This window comes from Rhodococcus sp. IEGM 1318 (assembly GCF_033142465.1).
Lineage (GTDB): Bacteria > Actinomycetota > Actinomycetes > Mycobacteriales > Mycobacteriaceae > Rhodococcus_F > Rhodococcus_F qingshengii_B.
Map to the genome: position 1 here is coordinate 365501 of NZ_JAWLSC010000002.1, position 22245 is coordinate 387745.

Here is a 22245-nt window from a genome sequence, read left to right on the forward strand (position 1 = left end):
CGCGCAATGTCAATACCGCGCCTTGACATCGATACGCAGCAACTGCCAGCATCGAGGCAGTTCGCTGCATATCAACGCCGTTCACGGCAGCACATCTATTTCGCAACTGGCCGTACATTTGATCACCAGATCGAGGTAATCGACACACTATGGACGAGAACCACTACCGCGCGACCAGACGCCGTGCGTCCCTGGTCGCTCCGGGTTCAGACGAGCGCAAGGCCCGCAAGGCACTCTCTTCGAACGCAGACGAGGTGATTCTCGACCTCGAAGATGCCGTCACTTCGGCGAACAAGGACCTTGCGCGAGCCCTCGTCACCGCACTGGTGCAGGAGTTCGGTGCGACGCGCACCATCTCGGTGAGGATCAACGGCCTGGCCACGCCGTGGGCCCGCGACGACCTGATCGCCTGCGGCACCCTCGGAGAATCGCTGACCAGCGTGATCGTCCCGAAGGTCGAGTTGTCCGACGAACTGCTCGAGGCCGAACAGATCCTCGCGACTGCCGGTGGGCACCACACCACCCTGCAAGCCCTGATCGAAACTCCGCTCGGCGTCCAGAATGCCGACTCCATTGCCCGCGCGACTCCTCGTCTGCAGGCCGCGATCATCGGATACGCCGATCTCGGTGCAGCGCTGGGTCGCTCACGCTCGGCACTGCCCGAACACTGGCTTGCCGTCCAGGACAGAATCCTGATCGCCTGCCGCGCAGCCGGCGTCGCCGCCATCGACGGACCCTTTCTCGGCATCACCGACGACGACGCCTTCCGCCGCGCCGCGCACTGGACCAGCGCTCTCGGGTTCGACGGCAAATGGGTCATCCACCCGGCGCAGATCGACTCGGCCACTACCGCATTCACTCCTTCGGACGACGCCGTCAATGACGCCAGACGGGTGTTGACCGCACTCGAAGAAGCAGAAACCCTGGGTTCCGGCGCCGCCCAGCTCGACGGTCAGATGCTCGACGAAGCTGTGGCCGTGGCAGCGCGTCGTACGCTTGCCCGAGCCGAAGGAGTCACCGTATGAGCGAGTACTACGTAGGAGGACCGTACTTCGACGAACTCACCCACGGTCAGATCTTCGACGAAGCACCAGCGGTGACGTTGACCAGTGGACTCGCCGCCTCCCATCAGGCGATCCTCGGTGACCGCATGCGCTTGCCGCTCGACGCACACTTGTCGTCGAGCGTCACAGGTTCCGCTGCACCAGTGGCGAATCCGGGACTGGTCACCGACGTCGCCATCGGCCAGTCAACCGTGGTCACACACCACGTCAAGGCGAACCTCTTCTACCGCGGACTGCGATTCCACCGTTTCCCGGTACTCGGTGACACCCTGTACACGCGCACCGAGGTTGTCGGTCTACGCGAGAACTCGGCCAAGCCGGGACGCGGCGCCACCGGACTTGCCGCGCTACGGATGACGTCTGCTGATCAGAACGGCAACACGGTCCTCGACTTCTATCGCTGCGCCATGCTCCCACTGAGCCCCGACCCGATCGAGACGAGAACTCGCCACGCCGACGATCTCTCCGTGATCGGTCCGTCCGAACCGGCGCCGTACGTATCACCTGACGGTTGGGACCTCGACATATATCGCGAGCGGGTACCCGGCAGGCACTTCGAGTCGGATTTGGTGGGCTCGGTATTCCTTAGCAGCGGCGACGTCGTCACCAGTGCACCCGAACTTGCCCGGCTGAGCTTGAACATCGCAGCGACGCACCACGACGAGCGCGTCGGCGCCCACGGTCGCCTCGTCTACGGCGGCCACACCATCGGGATTGCTCTCGCCCAGGCAACTCGCGCACTGCCGAACGTGGTGACAGTGCTGGGGTGGCACTCGTGCGATCACACCGGACCCGTTCACGAGGGCGATACCCTCTCGAGCGAACTGCACGTCGAAGGTTCGTCGCCCCTCGAACACGGAACCGCAGTGCAGCTGCGTTCACTCGTGTTCTCCCACAATGCTTCTGCAACACAAAATCCGGTCCTCGACTGGCGTTTCACCGTGTTGATGGCATGACCGCACACTCTTCTACCCCGGAGGAACACAGATGACTCAGACCCCAGGCCCGTTGTCCGGGCTTCGCATCGTCGAGGTCTCGAGCTTTGTCGCCGCACCCCTGTGCGGGCTTACTCTCTCACAACTCGGTGCGGACGTGATCCGGATCGATCCGATCGGAGGAGCCTCCGACTACAACCGATGGCCGGTGACGGCCGAGGGTGAAAGCATCTACTGGACCGGGCTCAACAAGGGCAAACGCTCACTCTCGGTGGACATGCGTGCCGAGCGCGGCCAGGAACTGATTCGCCAACTGGTCACGGCTCCGGGACCTGGCGGCGGAATCCTGGTCACCAATGCCGGCGGCCGCAACTGGATGAGCCACGACTCCCTGGCCCAGTTGCGCAGCGACGTCATCACTCTCGAGATCCTCGGGCGCCGCGACGGCAGCCCCGGGGTCGACTACACGGTCAACGCCGCGTTGGGATTTCCACAGATCACCGGCCCCGCCGACTACGCCGGAGTTGTCAACCACGCACTGCCCGCCTGGGACGTCGCCTGCGGGCTCTACGCCGCCCTGTCGATCACTGCCGCAGTGCGCCAACGTGACTCGACCGGACACGGCACGCAGATCACGCTGCCACTCGAAGACGTCGCATTGGCCACCGCAGGAACACTCGGCTACCTCACCGAAGTACAAGTGAACGGTCGCAGTCGCGAGTCCGGCGGAAACGCCGTCTACGGCACGTACGGAATCGATTTTGTCTCCCGCGACAACGAACGGTTCATGATCGTTGCACTCACTACCCGCCATTTCCGCGACCTTGCGTCGATCACCGGCACCACGGCGGCTGTCGACGCCGTCGAAGGTGCCCTCGGAGCCGACTTCTCCACCGAAGCGGATCGCTACCGCCATCGAGAGATACTCACTGCTCTGTTCTCACATTGGTTCCGGGAACACAGCGCCGCCGAGATCGTCGCAGCGCTGGACACATCGTCAGTTCTGTTCGAGAGGTACCGCAGTTTCGAGGAAGTAGTGAATTCCGGTGAACTGGAGAACAACCCGATGTTCTCCGCACTCGATCAGCCTCGAATCGGAAGTTATCTGGCTGCCGCGAACCCAGCCTCGTTCGACGGCGCCCACCTGAGCACCGGACCGGCCTCCGAGGTCGGCGGCGATTCGATTGCGGTGCTCGCGGATGTCCTCGGAACCAACGCCGATCACGCCTCGGCACTGATCGCGGACGGCATCGTCGGCGTTCCGGCGAACTGATCTACCTGGAACATGTTTTCGGCCTCGGAACAAATGTTCCGAGGCCGAAAACATGTCGAGAGTGCGTCAGAGACCAAGATCCTTCGCGATGATGGTCTTCATGACTTCACTTGTGCCACCGTAGATTCGTGTGACACGCGTGTCTGCGTAAAGACGCGCGATGGGATACTCGGTGATGTAGCCGTACCCGCCGTGCAATTGAAGGCACTTGTCGATCACTCGACCTGCTGCCTCGGTGCAGAACAGTTTCGCCTTCGCTGCGTCGGGAATCGTCAGAGTGCCGCGGTCATGACATTCGAGTGCGTTGTCGGACACCAGCTGGATGGCATCAACCTCGGTAGCGCATTCGGCCAGAACGAATTTGGTGTTCTGGAATGCCGCGACGGGCTTACCGAACACCTTGCGATCTTTGACGTAGTCGATGGCAAAGCGAAGCGCTGCACTGGCAGTGGCGGCCGCTCCGAAAGCGATGGTCAACCGCTCCTGAGCCAGGTTGTGGGTCAGATAGCTGAATCCGTCGCCCTCTTCTCCGAGTCGGTCCTCGACGGGCACCTGTACGTCGACAAACGAAAGCTCCGCAGTGTCGGAGGTCTTGAGACCGATCTTGTTGATCTTGCGCCCCACCGAGTATCCGGGCGACGACGTGTCGACCACCAGGATCGACAACCCGGTGCGTCGGTTCTCCGCTGTGCTCGGCGCGGTGCGGCACACTACCAGGACGCGATCGGCAAGTACCCCGCCGGTGATGAACGTCTTGGAACCATTGACCACGTAGTGCGTACCGCCCTCCGACAGCTTGGCCGTCGTCGCGATGTTCGCCAGATCCGACCCTGTTCCCGGTTCGGTCATCGCAATCGCGAACATCAGATCGCCGGAGGCGAAGCCCGGCAACCAGCGGCTCTTCTGCTCGTCGTTCGCGTACTCGAGCAGGTAGGGCAGGATCAGGTTCGTATGCACCGACTGCGAGCCGAAAGACGCCCCGGCGGCAGCAACCTCCTCGGCGACGACGACGTTGAACTTGAGCGACTTCTCGCCGCCTCCGCCGTATTCCTCCGGCACCTGAATTCCGAGTACGCCCAGCTCTCCGAGTCGTCGGTAGAAGTCACGAGGCGGGTGACCGTCCTCTTCCCACTTCTCGTGGACCGGGGTTACTTCCTTCGCGATGAAATCGCGGACGGTAGCCCGGAATGCCTCGTGATCCTCGTTGAACACGGTGCGCTGCATGTATGAACTCCAGTCGGTCAAGGGAACAGGGTGATCCTGATCTCACCTTGCCTCAAGGTTCCGCATTCGATCCAACACTCATCAGCTATGCGTCCGATAGGGCGTACCAATATGGCCTGACCTGCGATACATAGGCAACCGCTATCGTTCCGATCATCGACGCGACATTGCTCAAAGTGATCCAGAACACGTTGAATGGGTCAGCCGGCAACCACAACACCATCGATCGCTTCGAGGCCGCGCTTCGAGCACGATCGCATCCGCCCACCAGTCTCGAAGGGACGCCACGTGACCCCCATCGCGCCACAGCGTAACGACGTCCAGCCCGAAGCAACAGCAACGCCAGATTCGTCAGCAGTCCCCGTCTTCGGTACCCGCAAGCGTGCGTGGACGATGACCGGGCTCGTCGTCTTCCTCTACATCGTCAACTACGCGGACAAAGCAGTCCTCGGAATCATCGCTCAGCCCCTCGCTCGCGAGCTCGGACTGAAGTCTTCGCAAATCGGCATGGTCGGCTCGCTGTTCTTCCTGATGTTCTGCATCGGCGGATTTCTCGCCGGACCGCTCAACAAGTACCTGACCCTACGTTGGGCGCTGTTGATCCTGGCCGCAATCTGGTCCGTGGTCATGCTCCCCCTCGTTCTCGGTGCCAGCCTCGCGATGTTGATCGTCTCGCGCATGCTCCTCGGATTCGCCGAAGGCCCCAGCTCGGCGCTGATGCACACCGCCGCGTACTCGTGGCACCCGCCGGCCAAGCGCGGCCTTCCCGGTGCAATGCTCGCCGGATCCGCCTCCGTCGCGAAGATCGCCCTCGCGCCCGTACTGACCTTCATCGCCGTTCACTACGGCTGGCGCGCAGCGGTTCTCTCGCTCTCTGTCCTCGGACTCGTGTGGATGGGTTGCTGGCTGGCCGGTTGGTCCGAAGGCCCGTACACGAGCAAGGCCGTCAAGTCGACCAAGACTGCAGATACAGAAGCAACCGAGGCGACCAGGACGGCAACGAAGGCAGTCACCGAGCCCAACGTTCCGTGGCGCAAGATCCTGCTCTCCCGCACCTTCGTCAGCTGCTGCTTCCTCATCGCCACCATCTACGCACTGACCACCGTCGTTCTCACCTGGTTGCCGTCGTACTTCGAGGTCGGCCTCGGATACAGTGCGATGCAAGCCGGTTCGATGTTCGCGCTGCCCTCGATCGTCGGTCTCGTCCTCATGATCACCTCCGGTTCCGTCACGGACAAGTTGATCGGCCGCGGCTTCACCTCTCGCACGGTTCGCGTCATCGTCCCCTGTGTCGGCGTTCTGATCTGCGGATCGATTCTCCTGTTCCTGCCACAGATCTCCACTCCCATCGTCGCTGTCGCCATGGTCTCGATCGGCTACGGATTCTCGGCAATCACCTTCCCGCTCATCAACGCTGCGATCTCCGAACTGTGCCCGCCGCAGCAGACTGCAGGCACCATGGGATTCTTCCTCGCCATCATGTCGATCGGCGGCCTGATTGCCCCCTACGCAACGGGAGTCATCGTGGACAACGCAGCAACCCCGGCCGACGGTTACGCCCAGTCCTTCCAGGCAATCGGCATCATCGGAGTCGTCGCCGCGGTTCTGGTCCTCGTCTTCGCCAATCCCGAGCGCGATCGCAAGCTCATCCGCGGCTGAATGCTCCACGTATAGCCATTCGCTAACAAAGCCATTCAGCGAAAGACATTGCCGGGTCGACCCGCTCGTGATCGACTCGAGGTACGCCCCGACCGCACAATCGCAACACCGGGCACGAACAGCAGGAGAGATACATGCGAGATGCCGTCATCGTCGACGCAGTACGTACACCGATCGGCCGTCGAGGACGCGCCCTCTCGGAGATCCATCCGGCCGAACTGTCCGCACATGTACTGCGTGCACTCGCTGAACGGACCGGACTCGACGCGGCCACGGTCGACGACGTGATCTGGGGATGCGTCAGTCAGGTCGGCGAACAGGCCGGAAGCATCGCCCGCACAGCGGCACTCGCCGCCGGCTGGCCCGACAGCGTTCCCGGCGTCACATTGACCCGGGCCTGCGGATCGAGCCAGCAGGCAGTTTCCTTTGCTGCCGCCACCGTCATCTCCGGTCAGAACGACGTGGTCGTAGCCGGAGGCGTCGAATCGATGTCGCGAGTTCCGATGGGAACCGCCAGCAAGAACGGTGAGCATTTCCCGGCTTCGGTACTCGAACGCTACGGTGTGGACAGTTTCAGCCAGGGAACCGGCGCCGAGATGATGGCCCGGAAATGGGCACTCACCCGAACGGCCCTGGACGAATATTCCCTCCGCTCACACGAACTCGCGGCCAGCGCCACCGATGCTGGAGCATTCACCGGGCAGATCACTCCGATCGCCGACTTGTCCCAGGACGAAGGCATTCGGCGAGGTGGAAGTCTGGAGTCGCTCGCGAAGTTGCCCCCGGCCTTCGACGCCGACGGTGTCATCCACGCCGGCAACTCTTCTCAGATCTCCGACGGAGCGGGCGCCACACTCGTCACGACCAGCGAGTACGCCCGGGCACGCGGTTGGAAGCCGCTCGTTCGTATTCACACCGCAGTGGTCGCAGCCGACGACCCGGTCATCATGCTCACCGGTCCGATTGCCGCCACCGCAAAGGCACTAAACCGCTCAGGGTTGTCCATCGACGACATCGGCGCCTTCGAGATCAACGAGGCATTCGCTCCCGTCCCGCTTGCCTGGCAGGCTGAAACCGGAGCAGCCATCGATCGTGTGAATCCGCTCGGCGGCGCTATCGCTGTCGGCCACCCACTCGGCGGATCAGGTGCGATCTTGATGACTCGCCTGGCACATCACATGCGCGACAACGGAATTCGATACGGTCTTCAGTCGATGTGCGAGGCCGGCGGCATGGCCAATGCGACCATTCTCGAATTGATCTGACCCGACAACGCTTTCGGGTCACACGTCATCCAGCAGGAAAGAAGAATTGATTCATGAAACTCGAGGGACTTTCCACCGCGATCACCGGCGGCGCTTCAGGTCTCGGCCTGGCCACCGCTCGACGACTGCTCGACGCCGGGGCGCAGGTCACGTTGATCGATCTGCCTTCCTCCGACGGTAAGCAGGTGGCGGCCGATCTCGGAGCTGCCGCGCAATTCGCCCCGGCCGACGTCACCGACAGCGAACAATTCGCCGAAGCACTCGACGCGGCGCACGAGCGCGGCGGCCTTCGCGGCGTCGTCCACTGCGCGGGTGCCGGGCGTCGCATGCGCATTCTCGACAAGGACGGAAAAGCCGGATCGGTCGAAGATTTCGAGTTCGTCGTCAAACTGAATCTTGTCGGTTCGTTCAACGCACTCCGTCTCGGCGCCGAGCGGATGGCCGAACTCGACGCCGTGGACGGTGAGCGCGGTGCCATCATCATGACGGCGTCGGTCGCGGCATTCGAAGGTCAGATCGGTCAGATCAACTACACGGCATCCAAAGCCGGCATCGTCGGTATGACGGTCACCGCTGCTCGCGATCTCGCCAGCCGAGGAATCCGCGTCAACACCATCGCTCCTGGCATCATGGACACTCCCCTGCTGGCGCGCCTGCGCGAAGACGTGCGCACCGCCCTCGAAGCTTCGGTTCCCAACCCTTCACGGTTGGGTCGCCCCGACGAGTTCGGTCAGCTGGCCGTCTCGATGCTCGAGAACCGCTATCTCAACGGCGAAACCATCAGACTCGACGGCGCGATCCGAATGGCTCCCCGGTGACGGGCATCAGCGTGATCGCCAATCCACAACTGCGCCACAACATGCACTACCCGGACACCACCATGGCCTACTGGGCACCCAGCATGGCGGCGCTCTACGGTGATCGCCTCGCCGTCGTGGACGGCGAGCGCACGTGCACCTTCCGCGAACTCGGTCAGCGCAGTGCGCAATTCGCCGGCGCACTGCGGCAAGCCGGGGTGGGCGTCGGCGACGTGGTGTTGATGCACCTCGGGAACTGCGTCGAGTTTCTCCAGGCTTACTACGGATGCCTACAGGCCGGGGCGACAGTCACATTGGTCAACCCACTGCAGCCAGAGCTCGGCCTGCGCAAGCAGATCGAAGAGACGTCCGCCGTTGCTGCAGTCACTCAGAGTTCGCAGCTTCACATACTGCTCGCGGCCGCTTCAGGAACCTCCGTGCGTACGATCGTGATGGTCCAGGACACCGAGGGCGCGCTCGACACACCGGAGTCGGTCGTCGCATTCGACTCCTTCATCGCCGATCTACCCACCGAATTCACCCCTGCCTCGGTTCGTAGCGACGACATCGCACACATCGCGTTCACGGGCGGAACCACCGGGGTGTCCAAAGGTGTTCGCGTTCTTCACCGCAACGTCGTCGGCAACATCACGCAGATGTGTGGTTGGAGAACCGGACACGAGTTGGAGGCAGGTGCCGACGGTCTCGTCACGCCTCGACGCATCGACGGCCTCGACGTGCTCGGTCCGACGCCGGGGACCGGGGCGACCATCGTGGTCTCACCGCTCTTCCACGCGCATTCGTTGCTCAACACGTCGTTCCTGTTGATTTCCGGGCTCACCCAGGTATTTGCCGGCCGGTTCGAACCCGGCCGGATGCTCGAGCTGATCGAAAAGCACGGTGCCACCTATCTCACCGGGTCTCCCGCCATGTGGCACGCACTGTCGGTTCATCCCGACGCTACGGTGCGCAACACCGACAGCGTGTGCGTCGTGTCCTCGGGCGCTGCCCCGATCGACAGCGTCACGCTCGCCGCACTCCGCCGGGCATTTCCCAAAGCGCTCGTCGTCGAAGGGTACGGGCTGACCGAGGCCACTTGTGTGGTCACGGCCGCTCCGCTGATCAACGGCTCGCAATACCGTCAGAGCAGCGTCGGCCTCCCGATCTTCGACACCGAAATCCAGATTCGCGATCAGCTCGACCGGAAGACCGTTCTGGGCGAGAACGAACGTGGTGAACTGTGGGTGTGTGGACCTCAGGTCACCGACGGCTATCTCGGACACCCGGAAACCACCGCAGAACAGTTCGTCGACGGCTGGTTGGACACGGGCGACATCGCGTACCTGGACTCGGACGGATACCTCTTCATCTGTGACCGGGCGAAGGACATGCTCATCTACAAGGGGTACAACGTCTATCCGCGTGAACTCGAAGAGATTCTGGTCTCGCACCCGGCGATCTCGACTGCCGCGGTTGTCGGCCGCGAAGTGGGGAGCAATGGTCAAGAACCCGTCGCCTTTGTGGTGATGATTCCGGGTGCCGAGTTCGACGCCGAGCAGATCAAGGCGTTTGTCGCCGAGCAAGTGCTGCCGTACAAGAAGATTCGCGATGTCGTCGAGGTAGAGCTACTCCCGACGTCCGCCGCCGGCAAGGTCCTCAAAACCGATCTCCGGTCGAGGCTTCTCGAGTCGGTCGACAAGGCAGGTTCCAAATGACAACCTTCGCAGATCTGACGTCGCAACTGCGGGTACCCGTTCTCGCGTCACCGATGTTCATCATCTCGACGCCCGACCTCGTCATCGCGCAGTGCACGTCCGGGATCATCGGGTCTTTCCCGGCCCTGAATGCTCGTCCGCAGTCAGCACTTCGGGATTGGCTCAAGCTGATCACGGTGGCGCGCGAGGAGCACGATCGTGCGCACCCGGAGAAGCCCTCCGCACCATTTGCGGTCAACCTCATCGTCCATCGGTCCAACAACCGCCTGGAAGAGGACCTTGCGACCATTGCCGAGTTCGAGGTCCCGATCGTCATTACCTCGCTCGGCGCACGCACGGACATCAACGATGCGGTTCATGCGTACGGCGGAATCGTTCTCCATGACGTTATCGACAACCGCTTTGCGTGCAAGGCGATCGAGAAGGGCGCGGACGGGCTGATCGCGGTCGCCGCCGGAGCAGGCGGACATGCCGGTAGACAGTCGCCGTTCGCCCTGATTCGGGAGATTCGTGAGTGGTTCGCCGGTCCGCTACTGTTGTCAGGTGCCATCGCTCATGGTGATTCGATTCTTGCTGCACTCGCGGCCGGTGCCGACCTGGCTTATGTCGGTTCGGCTTTCATCGCAACCGAAGAGGCCAACGCCGATCCGGCGTACAAGGAGATGATCGTGGGTTCAGGGGCCTCCGACATCGTCTATTCCAACCTGTTCACCGGAGTACACGGAAACTACTTGCGGGGCAGCATCGTTGCTGCCGGCTTGGACCCCGACAACCTAGCCGAATCCGATCCTTCCGCAATGAGTTTCGCGACCACCGACACCGATACCAAGGCGTGGCGTGACATCTGGGGCGCGGGCCAGGGAATCGGTTCGGTCGACGCCGTACTTCCGACGCATGCAGTAGTAGAGCGTCTCGCATCCGAGTACGAGGCGGCTCGCGAGCGTATCTGCCGACGCTAGGGCTGAGACAGGTATTCGTCGGACAGGTATTCGTGGACCAGGTTCACGAATGCCTGTCCCACCGGCGACAACGTCGAGGGGTCGAAGGCGAGACCGTACGCACGCAGGAATCTCGGCTCGCAGGCTCGTTCCACCACCTGACCTGGCATCGATTTCGCCACCGAGCGCTCGACCAACGAACCGCCGAGCCCAGCGATGACCATCGGTAGCCGCGACTCCCGCTGCTCCGTGACCACTGCGAGTTCCGTTCTTGTACCGGCTTTTCGGATCGAATCTTCGATCGCGTCCCCCATCGCCGCCCCGCGAGGAACGAATACCATGGGAATGTCCGGCATTTCCGAAAGACGTACCGGCCCCTCGGGCAGATCAGTTCCCGCCGGGTAGACCAGGCGGTACTCCTGCTCCCCCAATTCTACGATCTCGAGCCCTTCGCCGGCCTCGAGCGGCAGATGCGCCACCGCGAATTCGCAGTGACCGTCCCGGATGAGACTTTCCAGATTGTCCTCCCGCTCGAGTTCCGAAAATCTGACTCGCGCTTGCGGATACCGTCGACAGAACTCCGCGATCAGATCGACGATCGTCCCGGAGGTCAGAGCAGGAAAAGCCATGATGTCGAGTCGACCGACAATCGCACCGTCGGATGCTGTCAATTGTTCCGCCGCGGCTGCAACGTCTCGCAGAACCTGTCGACTCGGGCCGACCAAACTGCGACCGGCTGCACTGAGCACCATTCCGCGCCCGATCCGGTGGAAAAGCCTCACTCCCAGTTCACGTTCCAACCCGCGCAACGCCTGGGACACCGTCGGCTGAGCAACACCCAAAGCCGCTGCGGCACCGTTGATTCCCTTGTTCTCGACGACCGCGAGAAAGTACTCCATCTGTCGAAATTCCACCGCTCAGTCCTTCCCCGTGGATGAAGAGGACGTGGCGGCCATCTCGGCAGCCGTCGCGATGAGCGCGGCAGCGGCCGGCGATTGCTCGCCCGAGCGGTAGACGATGCCGACGTCGCGTCGAAGCGGCGGATCGAACGAGAAGGCACACACATCCGACATCTGCTGTTGTGCAACCTTTCTCGGAACAACCGTGGCGCCGATTCCGCGACGGACCAGGTCCCACGTCGTGACCGGATGGACACAATCCACGACGACGTTCTCGGCGCCTTCGCTGAGCAAACCCCGGAACTGGTTCGATTGGTCACCGAGGTCGACGACGAGAGGCAAAGTGTGCAGTAGCGCTCGAGGAACCGGATCCATCAACGGCGCCACCAAGCGGCCGGACAACGACGCGTGCGTGGCGAGCACCAACTCCTGAGTGACGATCGGAGCCGTGACCAACCCCTCGTACCCGATACTCAGATCGGTGACACCGACCTCGGCCGATCCGCGCCGCAACGCGTTGTCGACCCCGGCCGGGCCGTACGTGTCGAGAACGCGCACGACGATCTTCGGGAAGTTGGCCCGGAATCGACGGACCAACTCGACCATCGGATCGATCGAGAACGCCGAGTACGAGACGACGTCCACCCGGCCGAACTCGAGTTCGCGAACGGCGGTCACCTTTGCCTTCGCGCGCTCGACGTCGGCGAGTATTCTCCTGGCCGCGAGATCGAAAGTTCGTCCGGCATCGGTGAGAACCAGCCGTCTGCCGGTCCGGTCGAACAGCGTGGCGCCGAGTCGACGCTCGAGCGTGCGAATTGCCTGTGACAGCGAGGGCTGCGAAATGTAGAGAGCCTGAGCGGCCTTCGTTATCCCACCGTGGTCGACAACAGCGACGAAGTAGGTAACAAAGTGCAGGTCCACTCACTCATCATACGACCAGCGATCTGTCGCTCACTCCACGCGAGTTACCCCTGGTACCGCCCACTCTCCGGTGAAGATCGGCTCCCGCTTTTCCACGAAGGCACGAACCGCGTCGGTAGCGTCCGTCGCAAAATTGACCGCTTGTGCCCTCGCCTCGTTGTCCAAGGCTTCCCGCAACGAGAGTGAGGTGTGATGTTCGAGCATGGCGGCAGACTGACTCAGTGCGGCTGGCGGACCGTCAGCGAGCCGCTGCGCAAGCTTCGACGTGTGTTCGTCCAGTTCACCCGGCTCGACCAGATAGGTCACCAGCCCGAGCTCGTAGGCTTCCTGTGCGTCGATCGTCTCGGCGAGCATCACCAGTCGCTTGGCTTGCTGGAGGCCGACCAGTCTCGGCAGGATCCACGAACCCCCGAAGTCGACAGACAACCCCCGTTTGGCAAAGATCTGGCTGAACTTCGCGCCCTTGGCTGCCACGACGAAGTCGCAGAGCAACGCCATGTTCCATCCGGCTCCGACGGCAAACCCGTCGACCTTTGCCACCAGGGGCTTGGGAAACTCACCCAGGGCGGCTGCCGTTGCGTTGACGACGCGCATTCGATCGAGCGGATGCGACGAGCCGCGTTTGTCCAGATCGGAACCCGCGCAGAAGGTCCCGTCCGCGCCGGTCAGGATCACCGAGCGAATCTGCGAGTCCTCTTGAAGTTCGAGGACTGCTTCACGGAGAGCGATCCAGGCGTCGAGATCGAGAGCGTTGCGGCGGTGCGGCCGACAGAGAACAATCGTCGCGACAGCACCGTCACGTTCGATGCTTACGGCCGCGCGCTCGATCGTCTCGGCACTCATGAACCACTCCACACGGGAGAGCGCTTCTCGGCAAACGCCGTTGCACCTTCCTTGGCGTCACGTGAGATGAAGACCGGATCGATGAATTCGCGTTGCGCGACAAAGGCATCCGGATCGGTGTACTTGGCGGACATTGCCAGTACCTGCTTGGTCGCGCGAACAGCCAGTGGACCGTTTGCCGCTACTCGGGCCGCAAGCTCGCGTGCGACGGTCAGTGCCTGTCCAGGTTCGGCGAGCCGATTGACCAAGCCGTGGTGATGCGCCACGGTGGCACTGAGCGGATCCCCGGTGATCGCGATTTCCATGGCCGACTGGTACGGGAGGATCTTGGGCAGACGCAGAAGACCACCGGCGGCCGCGGCAAGCCCCCGCTTCACTTCGGGTAAGCCGAATTTCGCGTCGGAAGATGCCACGATCAGATCGGCTGCCAACGCCAGTTCACAACCGCCGGCGAGGGCCCACCCCTCGACGGCTGCGATCAGCGGCTTCGACGGCGGAGCTTCAGTCAGGCCGGCGAACCCACGACCAGGCAGCGATGGTCGTTCTCCACGCGCGAATCCCTTGAGATCCATACCAGCGCAGAAGGTTCCACCAGCTCCGGTCAGAATTCCGATGGTGAGATCGGACCGTTCCTCGAACTCGTCGATCGCGGCCGCCAAGGCCTTCGCGAGTTCCAGGTTGACCGCGTTCTTGGCCTCGGGACGATTGAGGGTGATGACGGCAACGCCGTCGGCGAAGTCGGTGAGCACGACGCTCATGTTCGGTTCCTACTTCCGTGATGTGATTCTTGAAAGGTCACTGCGCGCGAATGCTCCAGCGCACGGGTGTGCCGCCGGACGGTGTCACGATCTCCCTCTTGGCCAAAACAACAAGATGAGCATGGGTTTCGCGGACCGCCAAGCGAAGTAGTCGCGGCGACATCTGTTCGAACGGGCGAGACCAGGAGATCGTGCGTGAGAGTTCCCAGGCCGTGGATTCGGGCTCATCCTGCACCGCAGCCACGATCTCCGCCAATCGCTCCTCGTGGTGCCCCATCAATTGACGTGCACGATCGGCGATCCCGCGGAATCGATATTCATGTGCCGGAAGCACTTCGCACTCACCCAGGGTTGTCGTCGCCTCGAGCGAGAGCAGATAACGATGAAGCGGGTTCTCGAGTTCACCGGGAATCGTGGAGATGTTCGGGCTGATCCTCGGCAGCATGTGATCGCCGCTGAACAACAAGCCTCTGTCCTCTTCCACGAAGCAGAGATGTCCGGGAGTGTGCCCCGGCGTCCACTGGGCCCGGAGATTCCATCCCGGCAGCTCGAGTGAATCTCCATCTCCCAGAACAACGTCGATGGTTTCGTGCTCGGCGAACCGAACCAGGTCGACCCGAGACGCGTCGAGCACTTCCGCCGGCGCGCCGAGTTCGGACAACTGCAAGTTCCAACCACTGATGTCGTCGCGAGTCTGCTCGGGGCCGTGGTATCCGAGAAGCGTCGCGTCGGCCAAGTGCATCGCCAGCGTTGCACCGCTGACCTGCCGAAGGCGCGGCGCCAGGCCGAAGTGATCGGGATGCAGGTGTGTGATTGCCGCATAACGCACTTCGGAAACGTGGTATCCGATCGACGCTATGCCATCGACCAGAGCCTGCCACGACTGTTCGTGATCCCAACCGACGTCGATGAGGGCTAGTCCGTCGTCGAGCGCGAGCGCGTAGACAAGCACGTAGCGCAAAGGGTTGTCCGGCATGGGAACAGGGATCGACCACAATCCATCCCGAACCTGCTCCACCGGTGGAAGGACTTTGTTCGCCCACGCCTCACGTTGTGCGACGCCGACGTCTTCGGTCACGATCATGATGCTTCTCCGCTCGCGTTCAGCATGGTCCGCAGGCTCGACTTGAGCAGTTTCCCGCTCGCATTGCGAGGTAGAGAGTCCACGAAATGAATCTGGCGAGGCTTCTTGTACGACGCCAACTTCGCTGTGCTGAACGCGATCAACTCGTCGACGCTCGGCACGTCGGCACCGTCGACCAGTTTGACCACCGCGGTGACGGATTCACCCCAGCGCTTGTCGGGAACCCCGACCACCGCGACCTCGGCAACCGAGGGGTGTTCGGCCAGGATGGATTCCACCTCGATCGGATAGACGTTCTCTCCGCCGGTGATGATCATGTCCTTGAGGCGGTCGGTGACGAACAGATAGCCCTCGTCGTCCAGATGGCCGGCGTCGCCTGTTCGGAGAAAGCCGTCCTTAGTGAACAATTCCGCGGTCTCTCGTTCACGTCGCCAGTACCCGCGAGTGTTGTTTCTGCTGCGCGCGACGATCTCACCGGATTTGTTGGGCAGCAATACCTCACCAGTTGTGACGTCTCGAATGGAGATCTCGACGCCGATCATCGGTTTTCCTGCAGAGCGGAGCAAGTCCGATCGCGGCCCACTCACATGATGGTCGTAGGCGCGAAGGACGGATACCGAACCCGTTGTCTCGGTCATCCCGTATCGCTGAACGAATTTGCAGTTCAACACGTTCATCGCGTGGGCGAGGAGTGCCGGTGTGATCGGCGACGCCCCGTACGCGACCACCTGCAAGCTGGAGAGATCGAAACTGTCGAGGGTGGGCAGATCTACCAGTGTCTGAATGACCGCAGGCACCAGAAATGCGTGGGTGACGTGGTGAGTCGCGATGGCATCAGCGACCCGAGCCGGCGCCATGTCTCCGAGCAGCACCAAAGGCACTCCGGCGGACAGGCACGTACTCATCCAGCCTGCACCGGCGATGTGAAAGAGGGGCAGCGCGTCGAGTGCCACTGCATTCGAACCGAATTCGTACACGTCGAACCCCACGGGTTCGTTGTACAGATTCCGGTGCGTGGCCACGACTCCCTTGGGCCGGCCGGTGGTCCCGGACGTGTACAGCTGCAAAACTGCCGCGTCTGGATCGTGCCCAAGTCCGGGGTCGACGCCGTTTCCGGAGGCCACGAACTCCGCCCAGGTTCGCGAATCCGGCAGGCCCCCTGCAGCTCCCACGGTGATGACCTCGATCTCCGGCAACGCTGCGGACATCGCCGCCGCGCCCGCGGCGAACTCGTCATCGACGATCAAGACGTCGAGCTCCGCGTCCTCGGCGATGTCGACGAGTTCGAGTGGGTTGAGCCGCCAGTTCAACGGGATGAACACAGCGCCTGCCTTCGCACACGCGATGAAGGTTTCCGCACCTTCGAGCCCCATCCGCAGTAGCGCACCGACGCGAGCACCGGCTGCGGTCACTTCTGCCAGCGCGCTCGCCAAGGTACTGGTCTCGCCATCCAGCTCAGCCCATGTCAAAGTTCGGTCGCCGCACGTGATCGCCGGATCGGACGGCCGTGTCGACGCCGAGTGACGTATCCGGTTGGGTAGGTGAAGCTCGCTCACATCACGCTCCTGTGTTCCAGGTACTCACCGAGCACGAACCGCGGTCGGTGGTACTGGAACAGTCGACCATCGCTATGGCCTGCGCCACAAAGACGAGAAGGCGCACAGAGCCATAGCTGAGACCTATGTCTGCAGGTCGCAGCAAGTCACCGCCGCCAGGACGCCGTCATCTGGGAGAATTTGTCAGATGCAGGCACCCGGGATGGACATACGCAGCGCACAGTATCTCGTCGCCGTTGTCGATCACGGCAGCGTCACCGCCGCCGCGGACGTCCTGCGTGTCTCGCAACCGTCACTCTCGCAGGCCGTACGCAACCTCGAACGAGCGCTGGGAGCCACACTCTTCGAGCGCACCACTCGCGGCCTGGCTCCCACCACAGTCGGACTTGCGGTCGCCGAGTCTGCTCGTGCGTTGCTTTCCGACGTTGCCCGGGCCGAAGCCGCGGTGGCTGCGGTAACCACCTTGCGTGCCGGGGAACTCGCCATAGCTGTCCAGTCCGATCTTGCCATCGACCCGGTGGCAGAGGTCGTCGGACGCCTCCATCTGACGGCACCCGGAATTCGGTTCTCCACGAACGCCGCCGCGAACGCACAGGACGTGCGAGCACTGGTCAGAGCAGGCGCGTGTGAACTCGGGTTTCTCGAAGCCCAGCCGGGTACCGGTGTCTCCGACGGGCTTCGAGAAATCTCCGTGAGCACCCAGGAAACGGTCTTGTCTATCCCCGTTCACCTGGCCACAGAACTACCCGACCCGGTTCCACGCGCTGTAGTTGCGCGCTTGCCGATGGTGGTCGAGGCCTCTGCAGCCAGGCGCGGGCATTCGGTCGACGACGACCTGGAACTCACCAACGTCGTGGTGGAAGTACCTGATCGCCTTGCCGTCCGGGAGATGGTCGGTCAAGGTGCAGGCGCCGCACTGCTTCCCAGATCGATCGCCGAACAAGACACCCCAGCAGCTGAGGTTCGCTCGCTGTTCCCACCGATCACCCGGCAGACGATCTTGGTCTACCGCGACGGCCCACTCTCACCGGCCGGGTCCGCGTACATCGAGAAACTCTGCACACGTCACAAGCCGTCCACGAACAGCCTGCCCAACGGGGAGAGCGTCTCCGGATCGAATTCGACGCCGTAATTCAGTGAGATCGCCGGCTCCACCGGAAATATCTCCGCGCCGGACGCGACCGATCTCTCGGCCAGCGAACGCTCCATGAATGCCATTCCCAAACCCGCAAAGACGAACGCGCCGACGGTCTCCCGCTGCGCCAGCTCCGTCGACATTCGAGTCCTGGCACCGGCAGCCTGCAGGGACGACTCGATAGCGAGCCGCGCCCGCGAGTGTTTGAGCACGCCCACCACCGGGAGATCGGGCAATGCCGTCAATGACACCGGCCCTCCCGCAGCGGGTTTCGCACCATTCGGCCACACGTCGGGATGAACCCCCGACGGCACTGCCAGCCAGTACTCGTTCACCCCGATCACTTTCGCGGACAGCGCCGACATGTCGGGTGGCCAATAGCTGAAGACCACCTCGCATGCGCCGTCCGCCAACACCTGCTCCGACGTTGCACCCTGCGGCAACTCACCGACCCGAACGGTCACACCAGGCCACCGCTCACGAAAGTCCGCCACGATGCGTGCGATCGGCCCTTCGAGACCATGTGCCGCGGAGCAGATGTCGAGCCTCCCACGAGGCTCGTCGGCCGTACCGATCGCGACATTGAATGCTGCCGCACTGCTACGCGTCATCTGCCTGGCCGGCCCTACCAACGCCCGACCTGCTGCCGTCAGAACCAAACCGCGACCGACACGGTGAAACAGTTCGACTCCGAGTTCGCGCTCGAGACCACGAATACCCTGCGACAGCGACGGCTTGGTGACCGACAGATTCTGCGCGGCCGCCGACAAGGACTCCCCACCGGCAACGGCAAGGAAGTATTCGATCTGACGTAGGTCCACGCCATCGACTTTGCCACAAGCGCAGCCGAGGGTACCGCCGGCAAGTGCGGACGGTGTTCATACACGCTTCACTAATCAGACATTCGGGACACACCTTTTTCTACCCGGCACCACCTACCGTAATTGGTCCAGACCAATTACGGATGGGTCTGAACCACCGCGTCGAAGACAAGGAATCCTCGTGAGACGTACGACCATCGCGATAGCAGCCGTGACCGCGGCTCTCGCCGTTCCCGGCATCGCCCCCGCCGAATCCCACGCCGAACCCAGCTGGGGCAGTTCGTCCTTCGAATGGGGCAGCTCTTCGGGCGAGAACAACACGCCGCCCGCAGCGCCCGGCGTCAGCGTCCCCGGCGGACGGTACGAGCACCCCCTCGACCTGACCTTCACCGCCGAGCGGGGCGCCACCGTCCGCTACACCTTGGACGGAACGACACCCACCGCCGACAGCCAAGCTGCCACGCCGGGACGTCCGCTGCAGATCGCACAGGACACCAACGTCACTGTCGCCGCTTTCCGCGGCGATCACGCGAGCGCGGCCGTCTCGTTCGGCTACCTGATCAAGACCTCGGAGAAGCCGCTGGCTCAGGTCGTCGTGATGTCCGACGTCCATGTCGGCGATCACGTGAACAACGACAAGAAGTACGAAAGCTTTTTCGACACAATCGGTTCCATCTTCCCGAAACCCGACGCGATCCTCTCCAACGGCGACATGATCAACGACAACGGAGACGGCAAGGGGCCAGACCACAAGATCGTCGCAGAAATCTTCCAGGCAAACCTCACCAGGAAGGGCATGAACGACACACAACTCCTGATCTCCAACGGCAATCACGATGCAAGTCTCGCGGCGATCAGAGCCGGATATCCGGCGGAGTGGTTCCCGGATTCCGGTGGCGGATACTACGAATCCGACGTCAGCGGTGTCCATCTCTTCACGGTCAACACCGAAACCTACAACAGTGATTCAGCGCAACGTAATTGGCTGAAGTCCCGCCTGACCGAAATCACCGCGGAGTCCGGGAACCTGACCAAGCCGATCCTGGTCCAGGGACACCGGCCGGCAAGCAACACAGCCATGGACGGCCAGCAGGCGTCGAACCCTCGACTGACCGAAGACTTGAGTGCCTTCCCTCAGGCAATCTTCTTCTCCGGACACTCGCATCTGAACAACAACGACGACCGGTCGATCCATCAGCGTGACTTCACGTCGGTCAACGACGGCTCGATGTCGTACATCGAAATCGATCACGGCTACCAGATGGTGACCGAGTCCGGTCTCGCGAACCGATTCGAATCACCCACTGCCCAAGCGCTCTTCGTCGAGGTCTACCAGGATCGCACGGAAATCAACCGCATCAACATGGCGGCAGACAAGCACGACATCTACACCGGCGGCGCATGGTCAGCCAACTGGCAGCCGCCGTACTCGAGCGCCGGCACTCTCAGCGGTTCGGGGTGGACCGTCGAGCTCGACGGGTCGACCAACCAGCAGATCAAGGACAACTTCCGTTACACCTCGGGCGCACGCAACACGAATGCACCGGAATTCACCACGGCCACCCCGCTATCGGCGAGCACCGGAGCGAACGGGGAAACAGCGCTACGGATCGCGCAGGCGAAGGACGACCAGATGGTCCATCACTATGCCGTCGAGATCACGGACACAGCCACCGGGGCGAAGGTGGTCTCGTCGAAGGTGCTCTCCGACTTCTATTTCATGCCACGGCCGAACAGCCTCGACATTCCGATTCCCGATGCAGCAGCAGGCACCGCATACGAAGCCCGTGTCGAAGCCGTTGACGCATACGGCAACCGGTCACCGGTGACGACCCTGGCCTTCACCCGCTGATATTTACCCACTGACGTCCACCCGCTGATCCGACACGACAAGGCGGCACCGCGCATGTTCGCGGTGCCGCTTCTCGGTTCAGTTGTAGGTACGCAGCAGGCCCTTGCTGATGATCTGCTTCTGAATGTCGCTGGTGCCTTCACCGATCAGAAGGAACGGCGCCTCACGCATCAACCGCTCGATCTCGTATTCCTTGGAGTAGCCGTACCCGCCGTGGATGCGGAAGCTGTCCTGTGTGACCTCAGAGCAGAATTCGCTCGCCAGATACTTAGCCATACCTGCGGCGACGTCGTTGCGCTCACCCGAGTCCTTGAGCCTGGCAGCATTGACCATCATCAGATGGGCCGCTTCGACTTTGGTGCCCATCTCGGCGATCCGGAACGCGATCGCCTGATGCTCGGCGATCGGCTTGCCGAAAGTCTCGCGTTGCTTGGCGTAGGTGACCGCCAGCTCGAAAGCGCGCTGGGCGATTCCGCACGCGCGAGCGGCGACGTTGACCCGGCCGACCTCGACGCCGTCCATCATGTGCCGAAATCCCAAACCGGGTGTCCCACCGAGAACCTCTTCGGCTGCGATCTCGAAACCGTCGAAGATCATCTCCGTGGTGTCGATTCCCTTGTAGCCCATCTTCTCGAGCTTGCCCGGAATGGTCAGGCCCGGGAGTACCTCACCGAAACCTGCGGGCTTCTCGATCAATATCGTCGTCAGATTGTTGTGCGGCTTCTCCGCACCCTCGTCCGTCTTGACCAGGACTGCAACCAGCGTCGACGAACCACCGTTGGTCAGCCACATCTTCTGACCGTTGATGACGTAGTCGCCCGATTCGGTGCGCCGCGCCCTGGTGGTGATCGCGGCAACGTCCGAACCCAATGCAGGTTCGGACATGGAGAATGCGCCGGTGAGCTCCCCGGACGCCAGACGCGGCAGGTACTTCGCCTTCTGTTCCGGTGTCCCGTGCGCGGAAATCATGTGAGCCACGATGAAATGCGTGTTGATGACACCGGACACGCTCATCCATCCGCGGGCCAACTCTTCGACGCACAGTGCGTAGGTGAGCAATGACTCGCCGATACCCCCGTACTCGGGTTCGATGGTCAATCCGAACAGACCCATGTCCTTCATCTGCTTGACGATGTCGGTCGGGTACGTGTCCGAGTGTTCGAGCTCCTGCGCCGCGGGGATGACGACGCGATCGACGAACTCTCGTACCGCCCCGACGATGTCGGTCTGGGTTTCGGTCAATCCCGCCGTCTGCGCCAAACGAGTCACTGTTCCACCTGTCAGTCGGTACTTTGCACTCTCCTGTCGACGAAACAGATTCGACTACAGGAACTTTCAACCAGCGGCGAGCCGTGCTCAGCAGAGGTCGTGCGTCCATTCAATCCTTGAACGGTATATGTGTCAAAGTCGATTTCGCATACGAACCGTATGGCGGAAACTATGTCCGAACAGGCCGTTCCCTCTGTTGACAATCCCGCCGCGCGTGCTGGATATTCGAGTGGCCAG

Annotated in this window: 19 protein-coding genes; 10 read left to right on the forward strand and 9 right to left on the reverse strand. The window is 62.4% G+C overall.

Annotation, left to right across the window (positions count from 1 at the left end; translation table 11 throughout):
* Positions 1-149 precede the first annotated feature (149 nt).
* From R4P65_RS05955 to R4P65_RS05965, 3 genes are read left to right on the forward strand one after another with little or no spacing between them, the layout of a single operon-like run.
* On the forward strand, positions 150-1025 hold the full coding sequence (locus R4P65_RS05955) for a CoA ester lyase (protein ID WP_317825807.1): 876 nt from the start codon (positions 150-152) through the stop codon (positions 1023-1025).
* Positions 1022-2020, forward strand: a complete 999-nt coding sequence (locus R4P65_RS05960) for a MaoC family dehydratase (protein ID WP_317825808.1) — start codon at positions 1022-1024, stop codon at positions 2018-2020. Before R4P65_RS05955 ends, R4P65_RS05960 begins: the two co-directional genes overlap by 4 nt.
* A gap of 31 nt (positions 2021-2051) precedes the next feature.
* On the forward strand, positions 2052-3272 hold the full coding sequence (locus R4P65_RS05965; protein ID WP_317825809.1) for a CoA transferase: 1221 nt from the start codon (positions 2052-2054) through the stop codon (positions 3270-3272).
* Between the two features lie 66 nt (positions 3273-3338).
* On the opposite strand, the gene R4P65_RS05970 is transcribed toward R4P65_RS05965, so the two are convergent.
* Entirely contained in the window at positions 3339-4496 is a 1158-nt protein-coding gene (locus tag R4P65_RS05970; protein ID WP_317825810.1) for an acyl-CoA dehydrogenase family protein, read from the reverse strand.
* 195 nt (positions 4497-4691) lie between these two features.
* Between R4P65_RS05970 and R4P65_RS05975 the strand changes: the two genes are divergently transcribed.
* From R4P65_RS05975 to R4P65_RS05995, 5 genes are all read left to right on the forward strand, one after another.
* Positions 4692-6155: an MFS transporter gene (locus R4P65_RS05975; protein ID WP_317825811.1), complete on the forward strand. Its 1464-nt coding sequence runs from the start codon at positions 4692-4694 to the stop codon at positions 6153-6155.
* Positions 6156-6289: 134 nt separating this feature from the next.
* On the forward strand, positions 6290-7420 hold the full coding sequence (locus tag R4P65_RS05980) for a thiolase family protein (RefSeq protein WP_317825812.1): 1131 nt from the start codon (positions 6290-6292) through the stop codon (positions 7418-7420).
* Between the two features lie 53 nt (positions 7421-7473).
* Positions 7474-8238, forward strand: a complete 765-nt coding sequence (locus tag R4P65_RS05985; protein WP_317825813.1) for an SDR family NAD(P)-dependent oxidoreductase — start codon at positions 7474-7476, stop codon at positions 8236-8238.
* 41 nt (positions 8239-8279) lie between these two features.
* Complete coding sequence (locus tag R4P65_RS05990) at positions 8280-9932, forward strand: class I adenylate-forming enzyme family protein (protein ID WP_317826132.1); 1653 nt, start codon at positions 8280-8282, stop codon at positions 9930-9932.
* Positions 9929-10891 (forward strand): nitronate monooxygenase family protein, encoded by a 963-nt coding sequence (locus tag R4P65_RS05995; protein WP_317825814.1) that lies wholly within the window; start codon positions 9929-9931, stop codon positions 10889-10891. Before R4P65_RS05990 ends, R4P65_RS05995 begins: the two co-directional genes overlap by 4 nt.
* On the opposite strand, the gene R4P65_RS06000 is transcribed toward R4P65_RS05995, so the two are convergent.
* From R4P65_RS06000 to R4P65_RS06025, 6 genes are read right to left on the reverse strand one after another with little or no spacing between them, the layout of a single operon-like run.
* Positions 10888-11784 carry a LysR family transcriptional regulator gene (locus R4P65_RS06000; protein ID WP_230815210.1) on the reverse strand — a complete coding sequence of 299 codons (897 nt, stop codon included), beginning with the start codon at positions 11782-11784 and terminating at the stop codon, positions 10888-10890. The genes R4P65_RS05995 and R4P65_RS06000 overlap by 4 nt on opposite strands.
* A gap of 3 nt (positions 11785-11787) precedes the next feature.
* Positions 11788-12690 (reverse strand): LysR family transcriptional regulator, encoded by a 903-nt coding sequence (locus R4P65_RS06005; protein ID WP_230815209.1) that lies wholly within the window; start codon positions 12688-12690, stop codon positions 11788-11790.
* A gap of 30 nt (positions 12691-12720) precedes the next feature.
* Complete coding sequence (locus tag R4P65_RS06010) at positions 12721-13533, reverse strand: enoyl-CoA hydratase/isomerase family protein (protein ID WP_317825815.1); 813 nt, start codon at positions 13531-13533, stop codon at positions 12721-12723.
* Positions 13530-14291, reverse strand: coding sequence for a crotonase/enoyl-CoA hydratase family protein (locus R4P65_RS06015; protein ID WP_317825816.1), 762 nt, complete (start codon positions 14289-14291; stop codon positions 13530-13532). Before R4P65_RS06015 ends, R4P65_RS06010 begins: the two co-directional genes overlap by 4 nt.
* 37 nt (positions 14292-14328) lie before the next feature.
* Positions 14329-15375, reverse strand: coding sequence for an MBL fold metallo-hydrolase (locus tag R4P65_RS06020; protein WP_317825817.1), 1047 nt, complete (start codon positions 15373-15375; stop codon positions 14329-14331).
* Positions 15372-16931, reverse strand: coding sequence for an AMP-binding protein (locus R4P65_RS06025; RefSeq protein WP_317825818.1), 1560 nt, complete (start codon positions 16929-16931; stop codon positions 15372-15374). The genes R4P65_RS06020 and R4P65_RS06025 overlap by 4 nt, the downstream gene beginning before the upstream one ends.
* 187 nt (positions 16932-17118) lie before the next feature.
* Here R4P65_RS06025 and R4P65_RS06030 point away from each other — a divergent pair, with 187 nt between their 5' ends.
* Positions 17119-18063 (forward strand): LysR family transcriptional regulator, encoded by a 945-nt coding sequence (locus R4P65_RS06030; protein ID WP_317825819.1) that lies wholly within the window; start codon positions 17119-17121, stop codon positions 18061-18063.
* On the opposite strand, the gene R4P65_RS06035 is transcribed toward R4P65_RS06030, so the two are convergent.
* Positions 17997-18887, reverse strand: a complete 891-nt coding sequence (locus R4P65_RS06035; protein WP_317825820.1) for a LysR family transcriptional regulator — start codon at positions 18885-18887, stop codon at positions 17997-17999. The two genes, R4P65_RS06030 and R4P65_RS06035, sit on opposite strands and share 67 nt — an antisense overlap.
* Positions 18888-19068: 181 nt before the next feature.
* Between R4P65_RS06035 and R4P65_RS06040 the strand changes: the two genes are divergently transcribed.
* Positions 19069-20739: a chitobiase/beta-hexosaminidase C-terminal domain-containing protein gene (locus tag R4P65_RS06040; RefSeq protein WP_317825821.1), complete on the forward strand. Its 1671-nt coding sequence runs from the start codon at positions 19069-19071 to the stop codon at positions 20737-20739.
* A 78-nt stretch (positions 20740-20817) separates the two neighbouring features.
* On the opposite strand, the gene R4P65_RS06045 is transcribed toward R4P65_RS06040, so the two are convergent.
* A complete protein-coding gene (locus tag R4P65_RS06045; protein ID WP_230815201.1) occupies positions 20818-22008 on the reverse strand; it encodes an acyl-CoA dehydrogenase family protein in 1191 nt (396 codons plus the stop codon).
* Positions 22009-22245: the final 237 nt, after the last annotated feature.

Excerpts from the sequence above, each read along its gene's own strand:
- R4P65_RS05955 (WP_317825807.1), top strand. The coding sequence starts at position 150 with ATGGACGAGAACCACTACCGCGCGACCAGACGCCGTGCGTCCCTGGTC.
- R4P65_RS05960 (WP_317825808.1), top strand. The coding sequence starts at position 1,022 with ATGAGCGAGTACTACGTAGGAGGACCGTACTTCGACGAACTCACCCAC.
- R4P65_RS05965 (WP_317825809.1), top strand. The coding sequence starts at position 2,052 with ATGACTCAGACCCCAGGCCCGTTGTCCGGGCTTCGCATCGTCGAGGTC.
- R4P65_RS05970 (WP_317825810.1), bottom strand. The coding sequence starts at position 4,496 with ATGCAGCGCACCGTGTTCAACGAGGATCACGAGGCATTCCGGGCTACC.
- R4P65_RS05975 (WP_317825811.1), top strand. The coding sequence starts at position 4,692 with ATGGGTCAGCCGGCAACCACAACACCATCGATCGCTTCGAGGCCGCGC.
- R4P65_RS05980 (WP_317825812.1), top strand. The coding sequence starts at position 6,290 with ATGCGAGATGCCGTCATCGTCGACGCAGTACGTACACCGATCGGCCGT.
- R4P65_RS05985 (WP_317825813.1), top strand. The coding sequence starts at position 7,474 with ATGAAACTCGAGGGACTTTCCACCGCGATCACCGGCGGCGCTTCAGGT.
- R4P65_RS05990 (WP_317826132.1), top strand. The coding sequence starts at position 8,280 with ATGCACTACCCGGACACCACCATGGCCTACTGGGCACCCAGCATGGCG.
- R4P65_RS05995 (WP_317825814.1), top strand. The coding sequence starts at position 9,929 with ATGACAACCTTCGCAGATCTGACGTCGCAACTGCGGGTACCCGTTCTC.
- R4P65_RS06010 (WP_317825815.1), bottom strand. The coding sequence starts at position 13,533 with ATGAGTGCCGAGACGATCGAGCGCGCGGCCGTAAGCATCGAACGTGAC.
- R4P65_RS06015 (WP_317825816.1), bottom strand. The coding sequence starts at position 14,291 with ATGAGCGTCGTGCTCACCGACTTCGCCGACGGCGTTGCCGTCATCACC.
- R4P65_RS06020 (WP_317825817.1), bottom strand. The coding sequence starts at position 15,375 with ATGATCGTGACCGAAGACGTCGGCGTCGCACAACGTGAGGCGTGGGCG.
- R4P65_RS06030 (WP_317825819.1), top strand. The coding sequence starts at position 17,119 with ATGCAGGCACCCGGGATGGACATACGCAGCGCACAGTATCTCGTCGCC.